The organism is Roseovarius sp. S88, from assembly GCF_037023735.1.
GTDB lineage: Bacteria > Pseudomonadota > Alphaproteobacteria > Rhodobacterales > Rhodobacteraceae > Roseovarius > Roseovarius phycicola.
Genome location: NZ_CP146069.1, coordinates 2,130,869 through 2,150,420 on the forward strand (window position 1 = coordinate 2,130,869; position 19,552 = coordinate 2,150,420).

The window sequence follows — 19,552 nt, forward strand, 5'->3', positions numbered from 1 at the left end:
CAAACTGACAACGGAGCCCTTCATGCCCCTTCATTTTGATGATGCCGAATACACAGCACGACAGGCCAAGGCGACTGAGGCCGTGGCCGATGCAGGGCTTGACGCGCTGCTGATGTTTGCACCCGAAAGCCACTACTGGCTCTGCGGCTATGACACATTCGGTTTCGCGATGTTTCAATGCCTTGTGCTGACGGCCAAGGGGGATTTGCATCTGCTCACCCGCCTGCCTGATCTGCGTCAGGCGCGTTTGACCTCGACGCTAAGCGACGATCAGATTCATATCTGGACCGAGACCGAAGGTGCCAATCCTGCGGAGTCTCTTGTCGCGCTGCTGCGCGACCTGAAAGTGGCAAATGGTAGGTTAGGCTTTGAATCCCAAACTGTTGGATTAACGGACTTTAACGGGCAAATGCTGCGTGCCGCGCTGCCGGAGTTGACAGATCAGTCAGACCTCATTCGCCACCTCCGTCGCGTTAAATCCCCTGCCGAGATCGAGATGCACCGCCGCGCGGCGCGGCTTTCGGACGACGCCATGGATGCAGGCCTTGCCGAGACACGCCCCGGCGCATTTGAAGGCGATATTCTGGCCGCAATGCAGGGTGCTGTTTTCAAAGGCGGCGGGGACTACGCCGGAAATGAATTCATTCTTGGATCAGGACCCGGCGCGCTTTTAGTGCGGTATTTTTCCGGCAGGCGGCATCTTGATGCACAGGACCAGATGACCTGGGAATGGGCCGGGGCCTATGCGCGCTACCACGCTGCAATGATGCGCACAGTTGTGATCGGCACGCCAAGCGATGCGCAAAAACGTATGCACGCCGCTGCGTATGAAGCACTCGAAGCCTGCGAAGCGGCGATCAAACCCGGTGATCCGATGGGTCTGGTGTTTGATGCCCATACCAAAGTGATGGACAGTCACGGGTTCTCGCATGCCCGGATGCAGGCCTGCGGCTACGGCATGGGGGCAATCTACAATCCGATTTGGGTCGATTTCCCAATGTTTTACGAGGGAAACCCGCTGCCCATGCAGTCTGGCCAAGTGTTTTTCCTGCACATGATTCTGGCCGACAGCGACGCAGGACTTGGAATGAGCCTGGGCCATTGCGTACTGGTGACAGAGACCGGCGTTGAGCGGCTATCAAAGCAGAGTTTAGAGCTTTTGGTGCGATAAACTCACGGGTCAAAGTCTCGCAAAGACCTGCCAGAACACGCATCAGCCTTAAACTTTGCTAATAAATTACTAACTTTGACCATATGCTTTTAACAGTTAGGCACGGCATCCCGGTCTTGGCCGGTCAAATTAGAGTTGAGTAGAATGGCAGTCACGCTTTCAAACGGACTTTTTTCTCAGAGTTTCTGGCCGATAATGCCGGGGGCAATGCGTTTGACACCGATGGCGACGGCGGTGCGAACAAGGCTGATGAATTCATCGAAATTCAGACCGTTGGCGGCGTAAATATTGATCTAGACGGCATTCAGATCTGGAGTGCCAAGCGCGGTCTGCTCTTTGAGTTCAACGCAGGTGACGATCTTGGGCCAAATGGCACTGCCACTGTTGTTGGTCAGTATGACGGGGCCGAACCGGATGGGTTCTATGATGCTGGGTTGCCCGATAACAATTCAAATCAGGGGTTTCTGGAAGACGGTGAAGGCACCCGGAACGACACGCTTTACCTGCTGGACACGAACACCGGGGAATTCATATCCTTTTCATACGGCCAAAACGCCGTGATTCTTCCGCCACCGCCGGGGTTCACTGGCACAAATGACCTGGGCGGAGAAACCTTCACCAGTGGTGCGCCCAATGGCACGGCGTTCCGCCGCGATGCCAATGGTGATTTTCAGGAGGCCACGCCAGAACCCGGTCAACCCAGCCCGCCCTGTTTTGTTGCCGGCACTTTGATCGCAACCAACAGCGGCCCGCGAGCGATTGAAACCTTAAAGGTCGGTGATCTTGTTTTAACCAAGGATAACGGTGCGCAACCCATTCGCTGGATCGGCCATCGAACGCTCGGAACGGCCGAACTCAAAGAACAGCCGCATCTTTATCCCTACCGTGTGCAAAAAGGTGCGTTGGGTCAGGGACTGCCAGAACGCAATCTCTTTGTCTCACCGCTTCACCGCGTTCTGGTAAGCTCCAACATTGCGCGCCATATGTTTGGCTGTGATGAGATCCTGGCACCCGTGCGCGCGCTTGCCGTGATTGATGGCATTGAACAGGTGCGCCAGCCAAAGGTGACGTATTATCATATCCTTCTTGACGAGCATCACGTGCTTTTCGCTGAAGGAGCAGAGTGCGAAAGCCTTTTCATGGGGCCGGTGTCACTGAATGGTGTGTCGCCCGAAGCGCGCGCGGAAATCTACGCGATTTTCCCCGAATTGGCGGATGGTGTGTTCAACATGGCGCCTGCACGGGATTTTGTGAACGGACCCAAGTGTAAGCGGATGGCAAGACGTCATGTCGCAGAGAATGAGGTTTTGGTGTCAAACGCGCATTGAACATGCCCAATTGTCGCTTGTCAGGCCCTGACACGCACCCCATATCTTCGTTATGATTAAGTTTTTCCCGATCCTTTTGGCGGTCATCTACGGGCTGGTCATGTACCGGTTTTCTGTCTGGCGCACATCGCGTGAGCTGGACGAGCGATCCACCGAACTGGTCGATCCCAAGCTCAAACGTCTGACCGACAAAATGGCCAGCGCGCTCGATCTGGATCGGGTCAAGGTGCATATTTACGAGATTGACCCGGTGAACGGTTTGGCCGCGCCTGATGGGCGAATTTTCATCACGCGGGGATTCTATCGCAAATACCAAAACGGCGAGGTCAGCGCCGAAGAATTGGCAAGCGTGATTGCGCATGAGCTGGGCCACGTTGCCCTTGGCCATTCGCGCCGACGCATGATTGACTTTTCAGGGCAGAACGCGTTGCGCACAGCGCTCGCCATGATCCTGTCGCGGTTTATCCCTGGCGTCGGGGTTTGGATTGCCAATATGCTGACCACACTTTTGGCTGCGCGTTTGTCGCGCGGGGATGAGTACGAGGCCGATGCCTATGCTGCGGCCCTTTTGACCAAGGCCGGTATTGGTACGGATCCGCAAAAAATGCTTTTCAACAAGCTCGAAGAGCTGACGCAGGCGCGATCGGGCGCGATGCCCGCCTGGCTGATGAGCCACCCCAAGACACCGGAACGGATTGCCGCCATCGAAAAGCTTGAGCAGCGATGGCTAGAGGCCTGAGCGCTCCGCCAGGGCTTTCCCCAACCGTGGAAGACGCGCTTTCTTGAAAAGGGCGCGCATGGTCCAATCCTCTTTTGACAACGTCCGTGCTTTGTCCAGAACCGCCTGTGCCACATCGCGAATTTGGTCCGGTTGCGCCCCGTATAGACCGACAAGAAACCCATCCGGATCAGCGCGGCTGATACCTTCTTCAGCAAGGATATGGCGCGGGAAATCCTTGGCGTTCACCGTCAGGATCATATCTGCCGATCCGGCGATAGCAGCGGCCAGGACGTGACGGTCAGCGATGTCCGGTAGCCACAGGCGCTCTTCCAAAGACGGTGGCCAAGTAACCTCTGCCCCAGGCCATGCGACCTTGAGCAAAGCCGCTTCGGATGCCGCCTGTGCCATGCCGTCGGGGCCAAGTTTTTGTGCCGCGCGTTGCCATTCCTCGATGATGCGTGCCGACCAGAGGGGGTGTAGACCCCTGCCCCGGCGACACCCAACAGCATTTCGCGCATCACTGTTGGGTAGATCACGCAGGTGTCGAGAACGGCCCTCATAGCCGGAAAAACAGCGCTTTGAGATAACCGCTTTCGGCAAGAGACGGATGCAGCGGATGATCCGGCCCGGCAAACCCGGTGTGAATAAGCGTGGCCTCGCGCCCTGCCCGGCCAATGCCGCGGACGGAGCTGGCACGGAACTTGTCTAGCGAGGCGGCATGGGAGCAGGAACAGAGCACCAGCGATCCACCTTCGCTCACCAATGGGGAGGCAAGTCGCGCGATGCGCTCATAGGCTCTGAGCCCCGCTTCAAGCGCCTTACGGTTGGGCGCAAAGGCGGGAGGATCACAGATGACAAGATCAAACTGTGCGCCCTCTTCGTTCAGTTTGGTTAAGACGTCAAAAGCATCCCCCTGACGCGTTTCAAAGCGATCTGCGACACCGGAAGCCTCTGCGCCTTTCACGGCAAGCTCTAGAGCCGGGGCGGAGCCGTCTACGGCCAGCGCAGATGCACCGCCAGCCTTCAAGGTGGCGAGTGCAAAACCCCCGACATGGCTGAAGACATCCAAAACACGCGCGTGTTTTGCCAGCCGGGCGGCAAAGGCATGGTTGGGGCGTTGGTCAAAGAACAGCCCGGTCTTTTGTCCCCCTATAAGATCAGCCATGTATGTGGCCTCGTTCATGGGCACGGGTATGGGACCTGTAGGCGCTACTCCCACGAGCGTCGTGGACATATCGTCCAACCCTTCTAATCCCCGCGCACGGCCCGAGGCGTTCTTGAGAACGCAGGAAACACCCGTCACATCCACCAGGGCCTCCATAAGCTCCGGCAGCAGCACTTCGGCCCAGGCGGCATTGGGTTGCACCACGGCGGTATCGCCAAAACGATCTATGATCACGCCGGGCAAACCATCCGCTTCGGCATGGACCAGGCGATAGTATGGCGCGTCGAATAGCCTGGAGCGGAGGGCCAAGGCGCGGTCGAGTTTGGCTTTAAGCCACGCTTTGTTGATCTGGGTCGAGACATCACGGCTCAGCACACGCGCCATAATGCGAGAAGACGTATTCACAGCCACCAGCGCCAGGGGCAGGCGCGCCGCATCTTCCAAAATCGCAACGCTTCCCGGCGCAATGGCCTTGGTACGTCGATCCGTGACCAGTTCATTGTCGTACACCCACGGCGCACCGTGACGGATCGCGGCGGCATTGGCTTTGGGTTTGAGGCGGATCACAGGCAAAGAGGACGGTGTCATGCCGTCCCCTTAAGTGGTTTGTGTGCTGACGAAAAGGTCAGATGCTGTTGAGAAAGCCCAAAACACCATTCTTGGGCGCTTGATGCCCTTCGGGGCTGGTGAGTTCGGTCTGGATCACCCTGGCCAAATGGTCCGTGATGCGCACTTTTTGGGTTTCACCGCGCGCCTCGGCGTCCAGGGCCGCGCGACCACCAAAGGCCTTGAGGTCGGCCGTCACCGGGTGTGGTTGGTTCAGCATTGCACCAGTTTCCGGATGACGCAGGATCAGCAGGAACTCCATGTCATGGACCCCGCCAACCGTGTAGCGTGCCTTTTCGGTCAATGCGTGAAAGCGCGTCACTTGAATGTCGAGCACGACAGGCACCGAACCTTGCGGAAGGCCATTGACGCCGCGCGCCATGGCCTCTTCAAAAATCGCCTTTACCTGTGCATGGCGATCTCCGGGCGCATCTTCACGCCAGACAATGTCTGCCTTAGGCAAGTAGAGGTTGGCCTCTGAAACGCTGAGCGTTTTAGGCACGGTGACGCGCACGTCGCGAATGTCATATGAGAGCTGATGCGCCGGAACCGCGCCGGATGACGCGACTTGCGCGGGCGCATTTCGGGTTGCGGTATCCACAGAAGAACAGCCTGCAAGAGCGAGACCCATCATGGCCACGGCGATGATACGAAAAGATGTCATAGATCCTCCTTCGACCCCTGTTTTTGGTTGCTCGATATGCGGGGTCATGCCTCTGATCTGAGGAGAGTCTGGTTAATGATTGCGGCTGATTTGCGTCAAATTTGTTGAATTAGAGTGAATCTTTTGGGGCCAAAACCCTGGCCAAACGAGGGAATTCCCAAGAAAATCAGCCGTTGTCGCGCGCCCGCGCGCGCCATCCGCCGCGTCGTTTGGGCGCTTGTGCGTCTTGCAGGCCTTCGTGCAAGACCTTGGTCATAGGATGATCCGGCCTGTCAGGAGAATAGCGCTCCAGAAGCCCCTCAATCGCCGCGCGATGATCGGTCGTTGCCTCCATCGAGAGCGCCCAATCCAGAAAGACGGACCGGCACTCGCCGTCGGTGATGCCGTCGATACGGTATGCCTCACGGATCAGGTTCTTGGGGTCCAGCGCATCCTGCGTCATGGGCACTTATCCTTTGGTTTGCGGGTCAAGATTGCATCGATCACCTTTGCTGCGGCCAGGGTCGCATCCGCCAAAGCGGCTTGCAATTCACCCAAACGTTCAAACCCAGTTTCACGCAACAAAAAGGATTTTGCCCCTTCTCCAAGCGCCGCAGTGTCGAGTGGTTTTTCACTCACCAATCGTCCGACCTGAACGATTGTCTTACAAAGCGCATATGCTTCGGAAAGCGCCGCCCCATCTGCGTCACTCAGCCACCCGATTGCGACACCTCTGGTCAGACCTTCTTGCACACTGCGTTCTGGTGTCCCGCCCATCAGCGCAGCACCTTGAGCAATCAGTTCGATCTCTTGCAATCGCCCGGCGCCCAGCTTGGTGTCCCATTCCCCTTCTGGTGTTTTGGCCTCTGCAATACGCACTCGCATTTCGCTGATTTCTTTCAAAACCGGTTCCGCAGCGCCCTTGGTCTTCAATAGTTCTGTTCGAAATGCCTCGATGTCTTTGCCGAGGGCGTCGGGCCCTGTGATTACCTCTGCGCGCGTCAGCGCTAGGTGTTCCCAGGCCCAGGCTTCATCGCGCTGGTACGATTGGAATGAGCCCCAACTCGTGGCGACTGGTCCCTGATTGCCTGACGGTCTGAGACGCATGTCGACATCATAAAGCCGACCCTCGGCCATTGGGGCTGTCAATGCGGTGATCAGCGCTTGTGTCAGGCGCGCAAAATACGGCCGTGTGGCCAAAGGGCGAGGCCCGTCCGAACTGTCCTCGTCTTGCGGGTCGTAGATGACGATGAGATCAAGGTCCGATCCTGCGTTGAGCCACCCCGCCCCGAGCGACCCCATGCCAAGCACCGCGGCGCCCCGTCCGGGTTCAGGCCCATGTTTCAACGCAAATTGGGCGCGCACGACATCCCACACGGCGCGCAAAGTCGCTCCGGCAAGATCCGCGTATTGCGCGCCTGCGCGCTCGGCGTCGCTCAACCCGCGTAGATGATGCACGCCGACGCGGAAATGCCATTCCTTGTGCCACCTGCGCGCTGCATCGAGCTTGCGTTCATAGTCATCCTCGGCCCCTAATCTTGCCTGAGCCTCTGTAAAGAGCGCCTCCTGCCCTGGCCAATCGGCAAAGAAGTCCCCAGCGAGAACAGCGTCAAAGACGCCCGCATGGCGCGAGAGGTAGGCCGACAATGCCGGTGAGGTTCCTGCAATGTCGATCAATAGATCAACAAGCTGGGGATTGGCCTCGAACATGGAAAAGACCTGTACCCCGGCGGGCAGGCCAGCCAGGAACCCGTCAAACGCACGCAGCGCTTCATTGGGGTTCGACGCGCGCGACAGGCGCGACAGGATGTCGGGCCGCAATCGGCGAAAAATATGGAGCGCACGGGTCGAGCGCAGCGCAGGATAGGCCGGCCAGCGGGCAATGACGTCCTCATCCAGCCCATCAGGTGTGTCCGCCCGCGGAGCCGTGTCTTCGGGCGCAAAAAAGCCCTCAATGACGTCGTGCACCTCGCCGATCCGGCGCTTCAGATCGTCCTGCAGGTCCTTAAGCGACTGGCCCGTAAATGCCGCCAGGCGCTGCCATTCCTCTTGTGTTGTCGGCAAGGTTTGTGTCTGTGCATCGCGCAGCATCTGCAGTCGGTGCTCAATCTCCCGGTGAACCGCATAGTGACCCTGCAGGGTTCGGGCCGCGTCTTGCGGGATCCATCCGCTGTCGGCCAACCGATCCAGGCCGTCGACGGTGCCGCGCACTCTGAGGCTTGCGTCGCGACCACCCGAAATCAGCTGCCGTGTCTGTGTGAAGAACTCAATCTCCCGGATTCCGCCGCGTCCTAGCTTGATGTTGTGTCCAGAGAGGTTCACCTCACCGCCCAGCCCCTTATGCTCGCGAATGCGCAGGCGCATGTTGTGGGCGTCTTCGATGGCAGCAAAGTCAAGATGCCGTCGCCATACGAAAGGCCGCATGGTTTCTAGAAACTGCGCTCCGGCCTTCAGATCTCCGGCGGCAGGGCGCGCTTTGATATATGCGGCGCGTTCCCATGTACGGCCGAGGCTCTCGTAATATGTCTCCGCTGCGGACACAGCAAGGCAGACCGGAGTCACCGCTGGATCAGGACGCAGGCGGAGGTCGGTGCGAAACACGTACCCCTCCGACGTGCGGTCATTCAACAGCGCAGCCATCTTGCGCGTTGCGCGCACAAGACTGGATCGGGCCTCGTGATAGTCATCTGCGTCGTACTGGCTTTCATCGAAAAGACATATGAGGTCAATGTCCGAGCTGTAGTTCAGCTCCCCTGCCCCCATTTTGCCCATCGCCAGCACGAACATACCCGCTGACGTATCCAGATCATCCTCGGTCATCCCCGGAAGCTTGCCGCGCCGCAGTTCAACGCCCAGTTCCGTTCGCAACGCAAGTGCGACGGCCAGATCCGCGAACCGGGTAAGCGCGCCGGTGACGTCTTCCAACGACCAGACGCCGCCAAGATCAGCCAAGGCAACGATGAGGGCCATTTGCCCTTTGGCCCGGCGCAACGCCAAAGCCATTTGATCGGGCGCGGTTTCCGGCAGAGCCTGATGCAGCGTGTCCAATGCAGCTTCGGGATCATCCAGCGCAAACGGCAGCCAATCGGCTTCGCGCTCGATCAAGGATTTCAAATACGGGCTGCACCCCGCAGCACCCTGGATCAACGTGCCCAACTCCGGCGACAGATCAGGCACATACGACAGCGCCTCGCGCCCGGCCTCTGGGTCAAAAGCGGTGGGCGTGCGCTTCATGCGGGACGCAAAACTCATAGGCGTGACCATGGTCCGAAGCACATGAGGCGTCAATCACTCAAGCGGCCACCCTTGCATTGCAATGAAACCGAATCTTGATCTTTTTCAGGCATGACATGCGCCACAAACACAGTGAGCAGAATTGAGGATCGTGATGATTAAAAAATGTTTTAGCGCTTGGGCTATGCTGGCAGTGGTTGGCCTGTCAGGCTGTGTGGCACCGGATGTCGTGTCGTCGCACAAGATCGAAGATGGGCAATTGAGTTGCCACGATATTGCCCTGCAAATGCAACAGCTCGAAGACATTCGGGCCCATGCGCGCAAGGGCAAGACGATGTCAGGGGCGAATGTGGCTGCTGCAGTCTTCTTTTGGCCTGCAGTGATCGGAAACTATGCGAACGCCAATGAGGCAATAGAGGCCTCGAACAAACGCGAAGCGGCTCTTGCAGAACTTGCGCGGGACCAGGGATGCCGTTTCAAGCACTCGTGAGAGTCACTTCCAATTTGACTTTAAAAGGGAGCGCCTCAACTGGCGCTCTTTTCTGCATGTTAATATTTTTAACATTACCTCTTGCAATCCGACTTGGCGATCCCAATCTGTGTAATGTGAAAGACATTCACATTGAACATAAACCAACACAGAAAGGTTCACGTATGAGCATCGCCGCCACTTCTCCCCACGCCACTGGTTTCACCGGTTGGTTGTCGCGCGCCGAGGCCTGGCTGGATGAAAAAGGCAAAGGCGCCTGGATTGCGCTATTGGTTGTGTCGCTGATCGTGTTCTGGCCGCTTGGTCTTGCCCTTCTGGCCTACATGATCTGGAGCAGAAAAATGACATGCCACTCGCATAAATTCCGCCGCCATCACCGCCGGACCGGTGGTACAGGCAATGCGGCCTTTGACGCCTACCGCGAAGAAACGCTGCTACGTCTGGAAGAAGAACAACAGAACTTTGAAGCGTTCCTCAAACGTCTGCGCGACGCACGGGACAAGGCCGAGTTTGACCAGTTCATTGATGAGCGCGCCGCAAAAGTAGACGACACAGACGCAGACACCAAGCCTGCCTGACCGGCAAGGCACCGCCCATGATCTGCACCTGCTCCGCTCTTTCGTTTCACGCGATGGGGCGGAGACCTATATCAGAGACATGACTGACACCAGCTGGCAAATCCCCGACCCGGACACGCAACCGGAATTTTACCACGACGTTCCAGTAAAACGGCTTGTTGCGTGGTGCGCTGATACGATCATCACGCTGTTTTTGTGCGTCATCATCCTGCCCTTCACGGCGTTTACAGGGCTCTTTTTCCTGCCGCTGCTGTTTCTCACGGTTGGATTCTTTTATCGCCTTGCCACAGTCACCCAAGGCTCCGCTACCCTGGGGATGCGCCTGATGTCGATTGAATTCATCACCTTGCGCGGCGAGCGGTTTGATAAGACATATGCGTTTTGGCATTGTCTCAGCTTTACGGTGTCTTGTGTCATCCCGCCGCTTCTTGTGGCTTCCGGGGTGATGATGCTGACCACTGCGCGGGGTCAGGGCCTGACCGATGTGATGCTCGGCACGCTCGCCGTAAATCGTCGTGCCGCAATGTAACCGACCACCGTCGTTATTCTGTCTTGGCGCATCACCTCTTCATTGTTATCGTAGTCTACTAGATCAACCCACGAGCATGCATGCGCCACACGCTACCACTTGCGCCCCAGTTTTATGTGACGGCCCCACAGCCCTGTCCTTATCTTGAAGGCAGGATGGAGCGAAAGCTGTTCACGGCGCTGCAAGGGGATGGCGCGCAAAGGCTCAATGACTCCCTTTCAAAACAAGGGTTTCGGCGGTCTCAAAATGTCCTTTATCGCCCTTCATGCGCCGATTGCGCAGCCTGTTTATCAGCCCGGATCAACGTGGCGGAACACACGCCCTCACGCAGCCAGCGCCGTACGCTGAAACGTGCAGGCCATCTTGAGCGTCGAGCCACATCGCCCTGGGCCACCGAAGAGCAGTATGCGCTCTTTCGTCGCTACCTTGAGGATCGCCATGCCACCGGTGGGATGGCCGATATGGACAGCTTTGAATTCGCCGCCATGATCGAAGAGACACCCATCCGCACACGCGTAGTGGAATATGTCGAGCCAGAGACCGGAGAGCTTGTGGCGGTATGCCTAACGGACGTCTTTGATGACGGAGTTAGCATGGTCTATTCATTCTTTGACACCGACCAGAACGGCACATCTCTGGGCACCTACATCATCCTTGATCATATCCGCATCGCGCAAGAAGCGGACCTGCCTTATGTCTATCTGGGCTACTGGGTGCCAGGCAGTGACAAGATGGGCTACAAAGCCGGGTTTTCCGGGCTTGAGGTTTATTCCGGCGGCACCTGGCAGAAAATGCGTGATCCCAAGGATTACGATTCCAAACGCCATCCTCTGTCCAACGATCCCATTGCCGAGCAGGTCGCGAATATCTCGCTACCCGATAGCCGCCCGCTGCGGACGCGGCACGAATAATCTACCTGCTTCAAAGAAAAAGACCGCCCTCCTGAGGCGGCCTTTCTCTTAGTCTTGGCCTTTGGTCTTGTCGAGTGTTACCGCCCGATCAGATCCGGCAGGATCGTTACAATATCGGGGAAGAACCACAGGATCGCCAGACCCACCACCTGGATCAGTACGAAAGGCGCCACACCACGGTAGATATGCCCGGTCGTGACTTCCTTCGGCGCGACCCCTCGTAAGTAAAAGAGCGCAAATCCAAAGGGCGGTGTCAGGAACGAGGTTTGCAGGTTCACCGCGATCATGATGGTCACCCATTTGGGGTCAAACGTGCCGCCATAAATCACCGGCCCGACGATGGGGATCACGATGTAAATGATCTCCAGAAAGTCGAGGACAAAGCCCAGCACAAAGAGCACCAGCATCACGATCAGGAAGACCTTGAACTCGTTGTCAAAGCTTTTGAGGAATTGCTGGATATAATGCTCGCCGCCAAATGAGATCACCACGAGGTTCAAAAGCTGCGATCCGATGAGAATGGTAAAGACCATGCTCGTGACCTTGGCCGTCTCGCGCACCACCGGGGTCAGAACACCGCCTGCAAAGAGCACCCAGCAGGCAAAGAGCAGCCCGAAAAGTGCATAGAGATACGCCGCCTTGGCAAAGAAGAACGCAACCCAGGTTTCAAAGCTGACATTGGCAACGTTAATGCGCAGATCGAAATTCACCCCGATCAGAATGGCAACAACAATAGCGAAGGTCGCAAAAAGGATGATCCGTCCGGAGCGTTCCTCGTCCTTCAGCTTGCGATAGGCTGCCAGCATGATCGCGCCACCTGCGCCCAGAGCAGCGGCGGGTGTTGGATTGGTGATGCCACCAAGGATCGAGCCAAGCACGGCAATAATGAGAACCAGCGGTGGAAAGACCACGCGGATAAGCTCATTCTGTGCCAGCCGCCCTGCCCCATGCGCGCATCCGTATAGGGCCAGCACCGTTGGGATCGCCAATACGAGGAAAGACGCACCCGAGGACATCTGAGGGCCAATGATCAGAATGTCCGCGAGCAATGCCAGCACGACCCCAACAGCACCCACCAACAAAGGTTTGGAGCTGGCAGACGGTTTGATGCCGCGCGCCACGGCGAGAACCAGAGCAAAGAGCAGGAACAAGATGGCGACACCGGTTCCGATCGGCGCGGCATTGGCGATCTTGGACGACAACGCCTCGGCGACCTCTTCCTCGGTCAACTCCTTGGACTGCTGAACGCCACCAGCCGCATCAATTTCCTCTTGTTCAGCAACTGCCGCATCCCACGCAGCCTGGCCGTGCAACTCGATCATAGATGCCTGACATTCTGGGCTGACATTTGTGCGCAAGCTGGCCGATTGGCCCTGTGCGCTAAAGCTGTCCACGGTCAGGTCTTGAGATCCGACGATGTTGATTTGTCCCATCAGGATCACACCTGCAATGAGGGCTGTGGGAACGCCCAAAAACCAGGTGAAGCTTTCCGAGCGTGTGATCGGCTCGGAATTGGTGCTGCCCATTTCCACCGCAGGTGCACGGCTTGGGTTCACCAGAGCATAGCCAAAGGCATAGAGCGCATAGAGCAAGGCCAGAAGGATGCCGGGCAACAAAGCCGCCTGGAACAGCGTGCCAACCGAGACAACGGCAGGTTCACCAAGATAGGTGAGCGCATCAGTGCATCCTGCCTCCTGCGCGCGGTTTTCCTGCGCGACCGAGTACAGATCACCGGCAAGCGTGCCCAGAAGAACGATCACAATCGAAGGCGGAATGATCTGCCCCAACGTGCCCGAGGCGGCGATGACGCCAGTGGCAATCTCAGGGCTATAGTTGTTGCGCAACATGGTGGGCAGGCTCAGCAGCCCCATAGTAACCACGGTTGCCCCCACGATCCCGGTTGAGGCGGCAAGGAAGGCGCCCACGACCACTACCGACACAGCCAGACCACCGGGTAGCGGGCCAAAGACACGCGCCATTGTGGTCAGAAGGTCGTTGGCGATTTTGGAGCGTTCAAGCGTAATGCCCATCAGAACAAACATCAGAACGGCCAGCAAAGTCTCAATGGATTGCCCCGCAAAGACGCGTTCGTTCATACGATTGACGACAAAGCTGACGTTGCGATCAAGCGCGGTTTCCCAGCCTTGCGGGAAAACAGGCGTGCCTATTCGCGGCAAATCAGGGTGGGTAAAAACGGATATTGTCTCGGCTTTCAACCCTTCTGATAAGAGCACGCGATACGCCTCAGAACCGGTGTCTATCGCCTGGTGTATGAGCAACCCGGCGCTATCTAGCGCGGCGATAATGCCAAAGGAGATGACCCCGGCCCCACCAATGGCAAAGGCCACTGGGAAGCCCGAGAGGATACCCCCGAAGAGGCATAGAAATACAATGATCAGGCCGATCTCGACGCCATCAAGTCCAAACAACATCTAGGCCTCCACCGTCACGTTTTCGAACCGCAAAACCGGTTCCCACTTTTGCTGAAAACGTTCCATCAGTGCGTCCCCTCATAGGCTTCTTCACCTTCCCCAAGGCTGTCCTTGTCGAGGTATTTTCCTTCACTTTCCTCGCCTTCTTTCCATTCAAGGTAAGAGCGATAGAAAAATGCGATGGCGTGGATAAAGACCATGCCGGCAAACGCCACCATGAGAATTTTGAATAGGAAATAGGCATTGAAGCCGTTCGGGCTAAAGCCGATTGTTTCCACGTTCCAGCGCACCGCCTTGGCCTTGAGCATCAGGCGATCGAGCGTATCAGAGGCCGACGGTTTCGGCGTGATCAGGTGGCGCCACATGAAGTACCAGCCATACATCCAGACCAGCACGGCAGTGGGCAACATGAAGATAATGCTACCTGTCATGTCGATGATCTTTTTCGTCCGGAATTTTACCCCGGCATAGAACAGGTCAACACGCACATGCCCACCCTGCACAAAGGTGTAGGTACAACACAGCGCCACGACCATAGCGTTGTGCAGTTTAAGCATTTCGGCCCACCAGCTGATGTCAAAGGCCAGTTCGATGCCAAGACCAAAAGAGATGTCAGGGCGCACAAAAATGCGCTGAATAAAGACGATGACGATCTGCTGCAGCACCATGATCAGGCCGGCCCAGGCAAAGAGGCGGCCCACCACGTTGGCAAAACCTTCCATCACCCTTACGCAGCCCCACATGAAGCTGTTTTTCCACAGCCCGATGCCGGTCATGATCAAAATCGCCGTGAAGACGACGAAGAAAAACTCGACCGATCCACCGTAATAGACGAAGCGCATGATCGCTTCTTTGTCAGACCAGTTCAGCCAGCTTGCCGGATGTGTGATCGCATATGCGAAATTATAAAAGGCAAGCGCGATATTCTGGAAAAACCAGACGATTGCGTCCAGCATTTGTCCCCACGCCTTTTGTTATGTGATCGTTTGCCGATCTTAACCTGAGTGACCGGGCCTAAAGCAAGGCCCGGTCTAAGTTTTCTGTTTTTCCGACTAGGCCAGAACGCGGTCGCGCTGGTTGCGGTACGCGCTGATCGACTGTGTCAGCCAGCCAGAGGACGCCTTCATCGAGTCGCGGTAATCATTGAAGATCTCCGCGAAAAGCTCGTCGCCCATGAATTCGTCATAGACCTGCTGCGACGCGGTGCCCATGGCATCCCAAACTGAATCCGGGAATTCCAGAACGTTCACACCACCGGCTTTCAGACGCTCAAGCGCCGCACCGTTGTTCATCAGGAACTGGCTGAGGTTCCACACGTTGGCGTGGCCTGCTGCAATCTCGATGGCCGACTGGTGCGCTGGCGCCAGGCTCTCAAACACTTCGCGGTTTGTCGCGAGCGACAGACCCGCCGCCGGCTCATGGAAGCCCGCAGTGTAGTAGAACTTTGTGATTTCCTGGAAACCGGCTTTTTCGTCCGCCCAAGGGCCAATCCACTCGGTTCCGTCAATCGCACCAGAGGCTAGCGCCTGGTACACTTCCGCACCTGGCAGGTTCTGAACCGATGCACCCATGTAACCCAGAGCTTTGCCGCCCAGGCCAGGCATACGGAATTTCAGACCGTTGAAGTCTTCAGGGCCTTTGATTTCCTTGGCGAACCAGCCGCCCGCCTGTGTGCCGGTGTTCCCCGCCAGGAAGGATTTCAGGCCAAAGATTTCACCCAGCTTGTCATGCATCGCCTGACCGTTGCCGTGGTAGTACCAGTTGTTCAGCTCGGTCGCTGTCATACCAAAGGGCACACCTGTGAAGAAGGCAAACCCTGGATGCTGACTGACGAAGTAGTAGTCAGCGGCGTGATACATATCGGCCTGACCGGCGGTCACGGCATCAAACACTTCAAAGGCGCCAACCAGCTCTCCTGCGGCTTTCACTTCGATAGTCAACGTGCCATCGGTCATAGCGTTGATGTTGTCAGCGCATTTTTGTGCGGCATCAAACACACCCGCCAGACCACGGCCCCAGCTGGTCACCATGGTCAGGGTCCGGTTGCCCTGAGCGTAAGCCGGTGCTGCCAGCGATGTCGCGGCGGCGGCCGAGCCACCCAGAGCTGTATTTTTCAGAAAAGAACGACGATCCATATGGTATATCCTCCCAAGTCAATGAATGCGCCAGAGACGTCGAGGTCTCGGCGCGGATCGTTGCAAGTGCGCGGACCCTAGCGCGCGATTCGGATTATTGGAATACCGACTACTACGTAGCGCGATCAACATTCTGCCCGTTTTCAACGTTTTCAGAGGCGCTCTTGCCCTGTTTTTCAGCAAATTTACTGGGCAACGCGGTCGATTCGATTTAACGATTCGGTATGGGATTGGAGCGTTTTCGCATTCATCTGAACTATGGTCAGAAGCTTTTTCTGACAGCCACGCTGCCGCTGATCATCGCGGCGGTGACGATATCTGTTCTGGTGACGTTGCAATCACGGCAACTGGCCGAGCGCGAAATCCGCAACTTGGAACAACAGCTCATTACCGCCAAACGCGATGAGTTGAAGAACTATCTGTCGATTGCACGTACGGCGATCATCAACATCTACGGTCGAGCCGCACCAGATGATGAAGAGGCCAAGCTTGCGGTGACGCAAATCCTGGCGGGTATGGTCTATGGGCAGGACGGATATTTCTTCGTTTACGATTATGAAGGCAACAACCTCGTCAGTCCCCGTCGGACTGAATTGATAGGCCGCAACTGGACCGGGCTTGAAGATGCGTTTGGCACGGGTATCACCGACGAAATCATACGTCTCGCGCGCTCTGGCGGCGGATATCACAGCTATGAGTGGACCAAGCCTTCTACGGGCGAAAAGGCGCAGATGGTGACCTATACAATTGGCCTGCAGGACTGGCGGTGGGCCATTGGCACAGGCGTGTTTATTGATGATGTCACCGCCACCGTGAATGCCGCCAAGGCTGATGTCGAGACGCGCATTCGCAAGACATTCCTGTATATCGGCGCGCTGACGCTGGCCGCTCTTTTGGTCGTCTTTGCCTCGGGCCTCTTCATTAACATTCGTGAACGCCGTTTGGCCGACGCAAAGCTCAAGAAGCTGACCCAGCGGGTGTTTGACGCACAGGAAGAAGAGCGCGGACGCGTTGCGCGTGAATTGCATGACGGGATTAGTCAGATCTTGGTGGGTGTGCGGTATGCTTTGGATAGCGCCCGGCGCCGCTTTGCGTCTGGTGATGAGCAGGCAAGCGAGACGCTTGATAAAGGCATCGAAAATCTCTCCGGTGCCATTCAGGAGGTCCGCCGCATCAGCCGTGATCTGCGTCCCGGTGTGCTGGATGATCTGGGGCTTGGCCCGGCCTTGAAATCCCTCGTCGAGGATTTCGGCACACGCACCGGACTTCAGACAGATTTCAAAACTGTCCCTTTCCGCAACCGCCTCGACAAAGACGCCAAGACGGCCCTCTACCGCGTTGCGCAAGAGGCGCTGACCAATGTCGAACGCCATGCGGGTGCAGGCCGTGTCACCGTCGAGGTGCGCGGTCATGCCAAGGGAGCCACATTGCGCATCGCCGATGATGGTCATGGGCTGGACCATTCCCAAACCAACGCCACCCCATCGAGCGGCCTGGGCCTGCGCAATATGCAAGAGCGTATCGAACAGCTCGACGGCACTCTGCGTGTTTTGTCGAGCAAAACCGGCACCGTTATTGAAGCCACCGTTCCTCTGTCACACCTGTTGCCCCCGCAGGAAGGCACAGAGCCAGAAACAAAGGCCAGCGCATGACCGCACCCGTTCCAATTCGCATTGCCATTGTTGATGACCACCCCATGGTCGCCGAGGGCATTCAGGCCATTCTCGAAAGCTATGACGATATCGAGGTGATCGCGACCCTCTCGACCGGTCAGGATATCATCGATCAAAGTGAGAGTTTAGATCCCGATGTCATTCTGCTTGACCTCAACATGCCGGGTATCGGCGGGCTGAGTACAACAGAGATGTTGCTCGAACGCCGCCCCGATATGCGTATCCTCATTCTGAGCATGCATGACAGTCCTGAATACATCTCATCGGCTCTGAGCCACGGGGCCATGGGCTATGTGCTCAAGGATGTGCCCACCGAAGAGATCAAGCAGGCCATCGACACGGTCATGCGCGGTGAACGGTATTTATGCACCGGAGCGGAAGGGTCGCTCAATCCGGATGGCTCGGATGCCCGAGAACAATTGACCAATCGCGAACAAACAATCCTGCTGCAACTGGCCCAGGGCAAGTCGAACAAGGAGGTCGCTCTGGAACTTGATATCTCGGTGCGCACGGTGGAAACACATCGCAAGAACATCAAGCGCAAGCTTGGTATCTCCTCAACGGCTGGTCTGACGCGCTACGCTTTGGAGCATGGCGTATTGCAGGGCACTGGGGTGTCTCTCTGATGCGGAAAGACTGCTACGGCAACACCATCACGACCTCATCCGATGCCGCGCGGGATGCGTATGACACAGGCATTCAGCTTTTTCTGAGCGGCAACTACGGCACGGTCGAGGCTTTCTCTGACGCCGTTGCAGCTGACCCTGGATTTGCCTTGGGCCACGCCGCCTTCGCACGAGCACAGATGATGGCCGCGCAGATGGACGCCGCCAAAACCTCTGTGGCCACCGCCATGTCTCTGACCAAGGGCGTCACAGCGCGTGAGGCGGCCCATGTCGCCGCGTTTGACATGCTGCTTGCGGGCAAACCGGCCCAGACCCGGCGCATGGTGGAAGAGCATGTGCGCAGCTACCCGCGCGATGTGCTGGCTGCTCAGATGTGCACCAATGTCTTTGGCCTCATCGGTTTTTCCGGTGAGGTGGGCCGCGAAGCCGCCCTTCTGGCCTATACCAACGCGCTTTTGCCGCATTACGGCGAGGACTGGTGGATGATGTCGATGCATGCCCTCTCGCTCTGCGAAACCGGACAGACCGATGCGTCCATCATGCTCATGGAAAAGTCCCTTGCGATTGAGCCGCGCAACGCAAACGGGTCGCATTTCAAAGCGCATGCGCAATACGAGGCAGGCGAAACTGCTGCGGGCCGGGCTTATCTGGCGAAATGGATGCCGGATTATGATGATCGGTCTGTTCTGCACAGCCACCTCAGTTGGCATCAAGCACTTTGGGCGCTGGCCGATGGCGATGAAAAGGCGCTCTGGTCCGTTGTGGACAGCGCCGTCGCGCCAGGTGGGGCCAAGGGTTTGCCAATCAACGTGCTAACAGACACAGCAGCGATCTATCACCGTGCTGATCTGGCTGGCTTACCTGTAGCACCAGAGCGTTGGAGCGCTTTGAGCGACTACGCCGCGCAATTCTTTCCCGAAACTGGCCAGAGCTTTGCCGATCTGCACGCCGCGCTCAGCCACGCCATGGCCGGTGAAGGCGAGCGGCTTGCCTATATCGCAGAGACTGCCAAAGGGTTCGCCGGAGATCTGGTGCGGCCGATTGCGCGTGCGTTCAAAGCGATTGCGCATGAAAACTGGCCTGACGCTCTGGATGACCTTACACCTGTGATGGCCACGCATGAGCGCCTGGGCGGTAGCCGCGCACAGCGGGATTTGCTGGAACTCACCTATGTGAATGTCCTCATGCGCCTTAATCGCATTGATGAGGCCAAACGCACGCTTGCTCTGCGCCGCCCGGAACTGGCAAAATCCCCGCCACTGGCCATACTGCAAAGCGCAGCATAAGCTAAACCGGCAAACAGCCCAGGA

17 protein-coding genes and 1 pseudogene are annotated in these 19,552 nt (G+C 57.3%); 10 read left to right on the top strand and 8 right to left on the bottom strand.

The features are described 5' to 3' along the window. The first annotated feature begins 22 nt into the window (after nucleotides 1-22). From RZ517_RS10825 to RZ517_RS10835, 3 genes are all read left to right on the top strand, one after another. A complete protein-coding gene (locus tag RZ517_RS10825) occupies nucleotides 23-1,171 on the top strand; it encodes a M24 family metallopeptidase (RefSeq protein WP_338548251.1) in 1,149 nt (382 codons plus the stop codon). Nucleotides 1,172-1,605: 434 nt separating this feature from the next. After that, a complete protein-coding gene (locus tag RZ517_RS10830) occupies nucleotides 1,606-2,499 on the top strand; it encodes a Hint domain-containing protein (protein ID WP_338548252.1) in 894 nt (297 codons plus the stop codon). 52 nt (nucleotides 2,500-2,551) lie between these two features. Next, complete coding sequence (locus RZ517_RS10835) at nucleotides 2,552-3,238, top strand: M48 family metalloprotease (protein ID WP_338548253.1); 687 nt, start codon at nucleotides 2,552-2,554, stop codon at nucleotides 3,236-3,238. On the opposite strand, the pseudogene RZ517_RS10840 reads toward RZ517_RS10835, so the two are convergent. From RZ517_RS10840 to RZ517_RS10860, 5 genes and pseudogenes are all read right to left on the bottom strand, one after another. Beyond that, nucleotides 3,227-3,780 (bottom strand): annotated as a pseudogene (locus tag RZ517_RS10840) (RSP_2648 family PIN domain-containing protein). The gene RZ517_RS10835 and the pseudogene RZ517_RS10840 overlap by 12 nt on opposite strands. Next, nucleotides 3,777-4,973 carry an RSP_2647 family RNA methyltransferase gene (locus tag RZ517_RS10845; RefSeq protein ID WP_338548254.1) on the bottom strand — a complete coding sequence of 399 codons (1,197 nt, stop codon included), beginning with the start codon at nucleotides 4,971-4,973 and terminating at the stop codon, nucleotides 3,777-3,779. Before RZ517_RS10845 ends, RZ517_RS10840 begins: the two are co-directional and overlap by 4 nt. A 37-nt stretch (nucleotides 4,974-5,010) precedes the next feature. Further along, complete coding sequence (locus tag RZ517_RS10850; protein WP_338548255.1) at nucleotides 5,011-5,655, bottom strand: DUF6778 family protein; 645 nt, start codon at nucleotides 5,653-5,655, stop codon at nucleotides 5,011-5,013. 166 nt (nucleotides 5,656-5,821) lie between these two features. Beyond that, nucleotides 5,822-6,097: a hypothetical protein gene (locus tag RZ517_RS10855; RefSeq protein ID WP_338548256.1), complete on the bottom strand. Its 276-nt coding sequence runs from the start codon at nucleotides 6,095-6,097 to the stop codon at nucleotides 5,822-5,824. Continuing rightward, on the bottom strand, nucleotides 6,094-8,886 hold the full coding sequence (locus RZ517_RS10860; protein ID WP_338548257.1) for a glutamine-synthetase adenylyltransferase: 2,793 nt from the start codon (nucleotides 8,884-8,886) through the stop codon (nucleotides 6,094-6,096). The genes RZ517_RS10855 and RZ517_RS10860 overlap by 4 nt, the downstream gene beginning before the upstream one ends. 136 nt (nucleotides 8,887-9,022) lie before the next feature. Between RZ517_RS10860 and RZ517_RS10865 the strand changes: the two genes are divergently transcribed. The 4 genes from RZ517_RS10865 (at nucleotide 9,023) to RZ517_RS10880 (ending at nucleotide 11,376) form a co-directional block, all read left to right on the top strand. Then, the gene (locus tag RZ517_RS10865; protein WP_338548258.1) at nucleotides 9,023-9,358 is read left to right on the top strand and encodes a hypothetical protein; all 336 of its coding nucleotides are present in this window, start codon (nucleotides 9,023-9,025) and stop codon (nucleotides 9,356-9,358) included. A 164-nt stretch (nucleotides 9,359-9,522) separates the two neighbouring features. Further along, nucleotides 9,523-9,936 (top strand): DUF2852 domain-containing protein, encoded by a 414-nt coding sequence (locus RZ517_RS10870; protein ID WP_338548259.1) that lies wholly within the window; start codon nucleotides 9,523-9,525, stop codon nucleotides 9,934-9,936. A gap of 79 nt (nucleotides 9,937-10,015) precedes the next feature. Continuing rightward, nucleotides 10,016-10,465: an RDD family protein gene (locus tag RZ517_RS10875; protein ID WP_338548260.1), complete on the top strand. Its 450-nt coding sequence runs from the start codon at nucleotides 10,016-10,018 to the stop codon at nucleotides 10,463-10,465. Between the two features lie 80 nt (nucleotides 10,466-10,545). Beyond that, a complete protein-coding gene (locus RZ517_RS10880; protein WP_338548261.1) occupies nucleotides 10,546-11,376 on the top strand; it encodes an arginyltransferase in 831 nt (276 codons plus the stop codon). Between the two features lie 77 nt (nucleotides 11,377-11,453). Here RZ517_RS10880 and RZ517_RS10885 read toward each other — a convergent pair whose 3' ends face one another. From RZ517_RS10885 to RZ517_RS10895, 3 genes are all read right to left on the bottom strand, one after another. Beyond that, nucleotides 11,454-13,808 carry a TRAP transporter large permease subunit gene (locus RZ517_RS10885; protein ID WP_338548262.1) on the bottom strand — a complete coding sequence of 785 codons (2,355 nt, stop codon included), beginning with the start codon at nucleotides 13,806-13,808 and terminating at the stop codon, nucleotides 11,454-11,456. 65 nt (nucleotides 13,809-13,873) lie between these two features. After that, complete coding sequence (locus RZ517_RS10890; RefSeq protein ID WP_338548263.1) at nucleotides 13,874-14,764, bottom strand: TRAP transporter small permease subunit; 891 nt, start codon at nucleotides 14,762-14,764, stop codon at nucleotides 13,874-13,876. Nucleotides 14,765-14,860: 96 nt separating this feature from the next. Further along, nucleotides 14,861-15,943, bottom strand: coding sequence for a TRAP transporter substrate-binding protein (locus RZ517_RS10895; protein ID WP_338548264.1), 1,083 nt, complete (start codon nucleotides 15,941-15,943; stop codon nucleotides 14,861-14,863). A gap of 224 nt (nucleotides 15,944-16,167) precedes the next feature. Here RZ517_RS10895 and RZ517_RS10900 point away from each other — a divergent pair, with 224 nt between their 5' ends. The 3 genes from RZ517_RS10900 to RZ517_RS10910 are packed head-to-tail and all read left to right on the top strand — an operon-like array spanning nucleotide 16,168 to nucleotide 19,528. Then, nucleotides 16,168-17,595, top strand: coding sequence for a cache domain-containing protein (locus RZ517_RS10900; RefSeq protein ID WP_338548265.1), 1,428 nt, complete (start codon nucleotides 16,168-16,170; stop codon nucleotides 17,593-17,595). Then, nucleotides 17,592-18,242 (top strand): response regulator transcription factor, encoded by a 651-nt coding sequence (locus RZ517_RS10905; protein ID WP_338548266.1) that lies wholly within the window; start codon nucleotides 17,592-17,594, stop codon nucleotides 18,240-18,242. The genes RZ517_RS10900 and RZ517_RS10905 overlap by 4 nt, the downstream gene beginning before the upstream one ends. After that, a complete protein-coding gene (locus RZ517_RS10910; RefSeq protein WP_338548267.1) occupies nucleotides 18,242-19,528 on the top strand; it encodes a tetratricopeptide repeat protein in 1,287 nt (428 codons plus the stop codon). The genes RZ517_RS10905 and RZ517_RS10910 overlap by 1 nt, the downstream gene beginning before the upstream one ends. The last annotated feature ends 24 nt before the right edge of the window (nucleotides 19,529-19,552 follow it).

What these genes read in the sequence shown, in the direction of transcription:
- RZ517_RS10870 (WP_338548259.1), top strand. Translation starts at nt 9,523, where the DNA reads ATGAGCATCGCCGCCACTTCTCCCCACGCCACTGGTTTCACCGGTTGG.
- RZ517_RS10880 (WP_338548261.1), top strand. Translation starts at nt 10,546, where the DNA reads ATGCGCCACACGCTACCACTTGCGCCCCAGTTTTATGTGACGGCCCCA.
- RZ517_RS10905 (WP_338548266.1), top strand. Translation starts at nt 17,592, where the DNA reads ATGACCGCACCCGTTCCAATTCGCATTGCCATTGTTGATGACCACCCC.
- RZ517_RS10835 (WP_338548253.1), top strand. Translation starts at nt 2,552, where the DNA reads ATGATTAAGTTTTTCCCGATCCTTTTGGCGGTCATCTACGGGCTGGTC.
- RZ517_RS10885 (WP_338548262.1), bottom strand. Translation starts at nt 13,808, where the DNA reads ATGTTGTTTGGACTTGATGGCGTCGAGATCGGCCTGATCATTGTATTT.
- RZ517_RS10825 (WP_338548251.1), top strand. Translation starts at nt 23, where the DNA reads ATGCCCCTTCATTTTGATGATGCCGAATACACAGCACGACAGGCCAAG.
- RZ517_RS10850 (WP_338548255.1), bottom strand. Translation starts at nt 5,655, where the DNA reads ATGACATCTTTTCGTATCATCGCCGTGGCCATGATGGGTCTCGCTCTT.
- RZ517_RS10845 (WP_338548254.1), bottom strand. Translation starts at nt 4,973, where the DNA reads ATGACACCGTCCTCTTTGCCTGTGATCCGCCTCAAACCCAAAGCCAAT.
- RZ517_RS10890 (WP_338548263.1), bottom strand. Translation starts at nt 14,764, where the DNA reads ATGCTGGACGCAATCGTCTGGTTTTTCCAGAATATCGCGCTTGCCTTT.
- RZ517_RS10875 (WP_338548260.1), top strand. Translation starts at nt 10,016, where the DNA reads ATGACTGACACCAGCTGGCAAATCCCCGACCCGGACACGCAACCGGAA.
- RZ517_RS10865 (WP_338548258.1), top strand. Translation starts at nt 9,023, where the DNA reads ATGATTAAAAAATGTTTTAGCGCTTGGGCTATGCTGGCAGTGGTTGGC.
- RZ517_RS10855 (WP_338548256.1), bottom strand. Translation starts at nt 6,097, where the DNA reads ATGACGCAGGATGCGCTGGACCCCAAGAACCTGATCCGTGAGGCATAC.
- RZ517_RS10900 (WP_338548265.1), top strand. Translation starts at nt 16,168, where the DNA reads ATGGGATTGGAGCGTTTTCGCATTCATCTGAACTATGGTCAGAAGCTT.
- RZ517_RS10910 (WP_338548267.1), top strand. Translation starts at nt 18,242, where the DNA reads ATGCGGAAAGACTGCTACGGCAACACCATCACGACCTCATCCGATGCC.
- RZ517_RS10895 (WP_338548264.1), bottom strand. Translation starts at nt 15,943, where the DNA reads ATGGATCGTCGTTCTTTTCTGAAAAATACAGCTCTGGGTGGCTCGGCC.
- RZ517_RS10860 (WP_338548257.1), bottom strand. Translation starts at nt 8,886, where the DNA reads ATGAGTTTTGCGTCCCGCATGAAGCGCACGCCCACCGCTTTTGACCCA.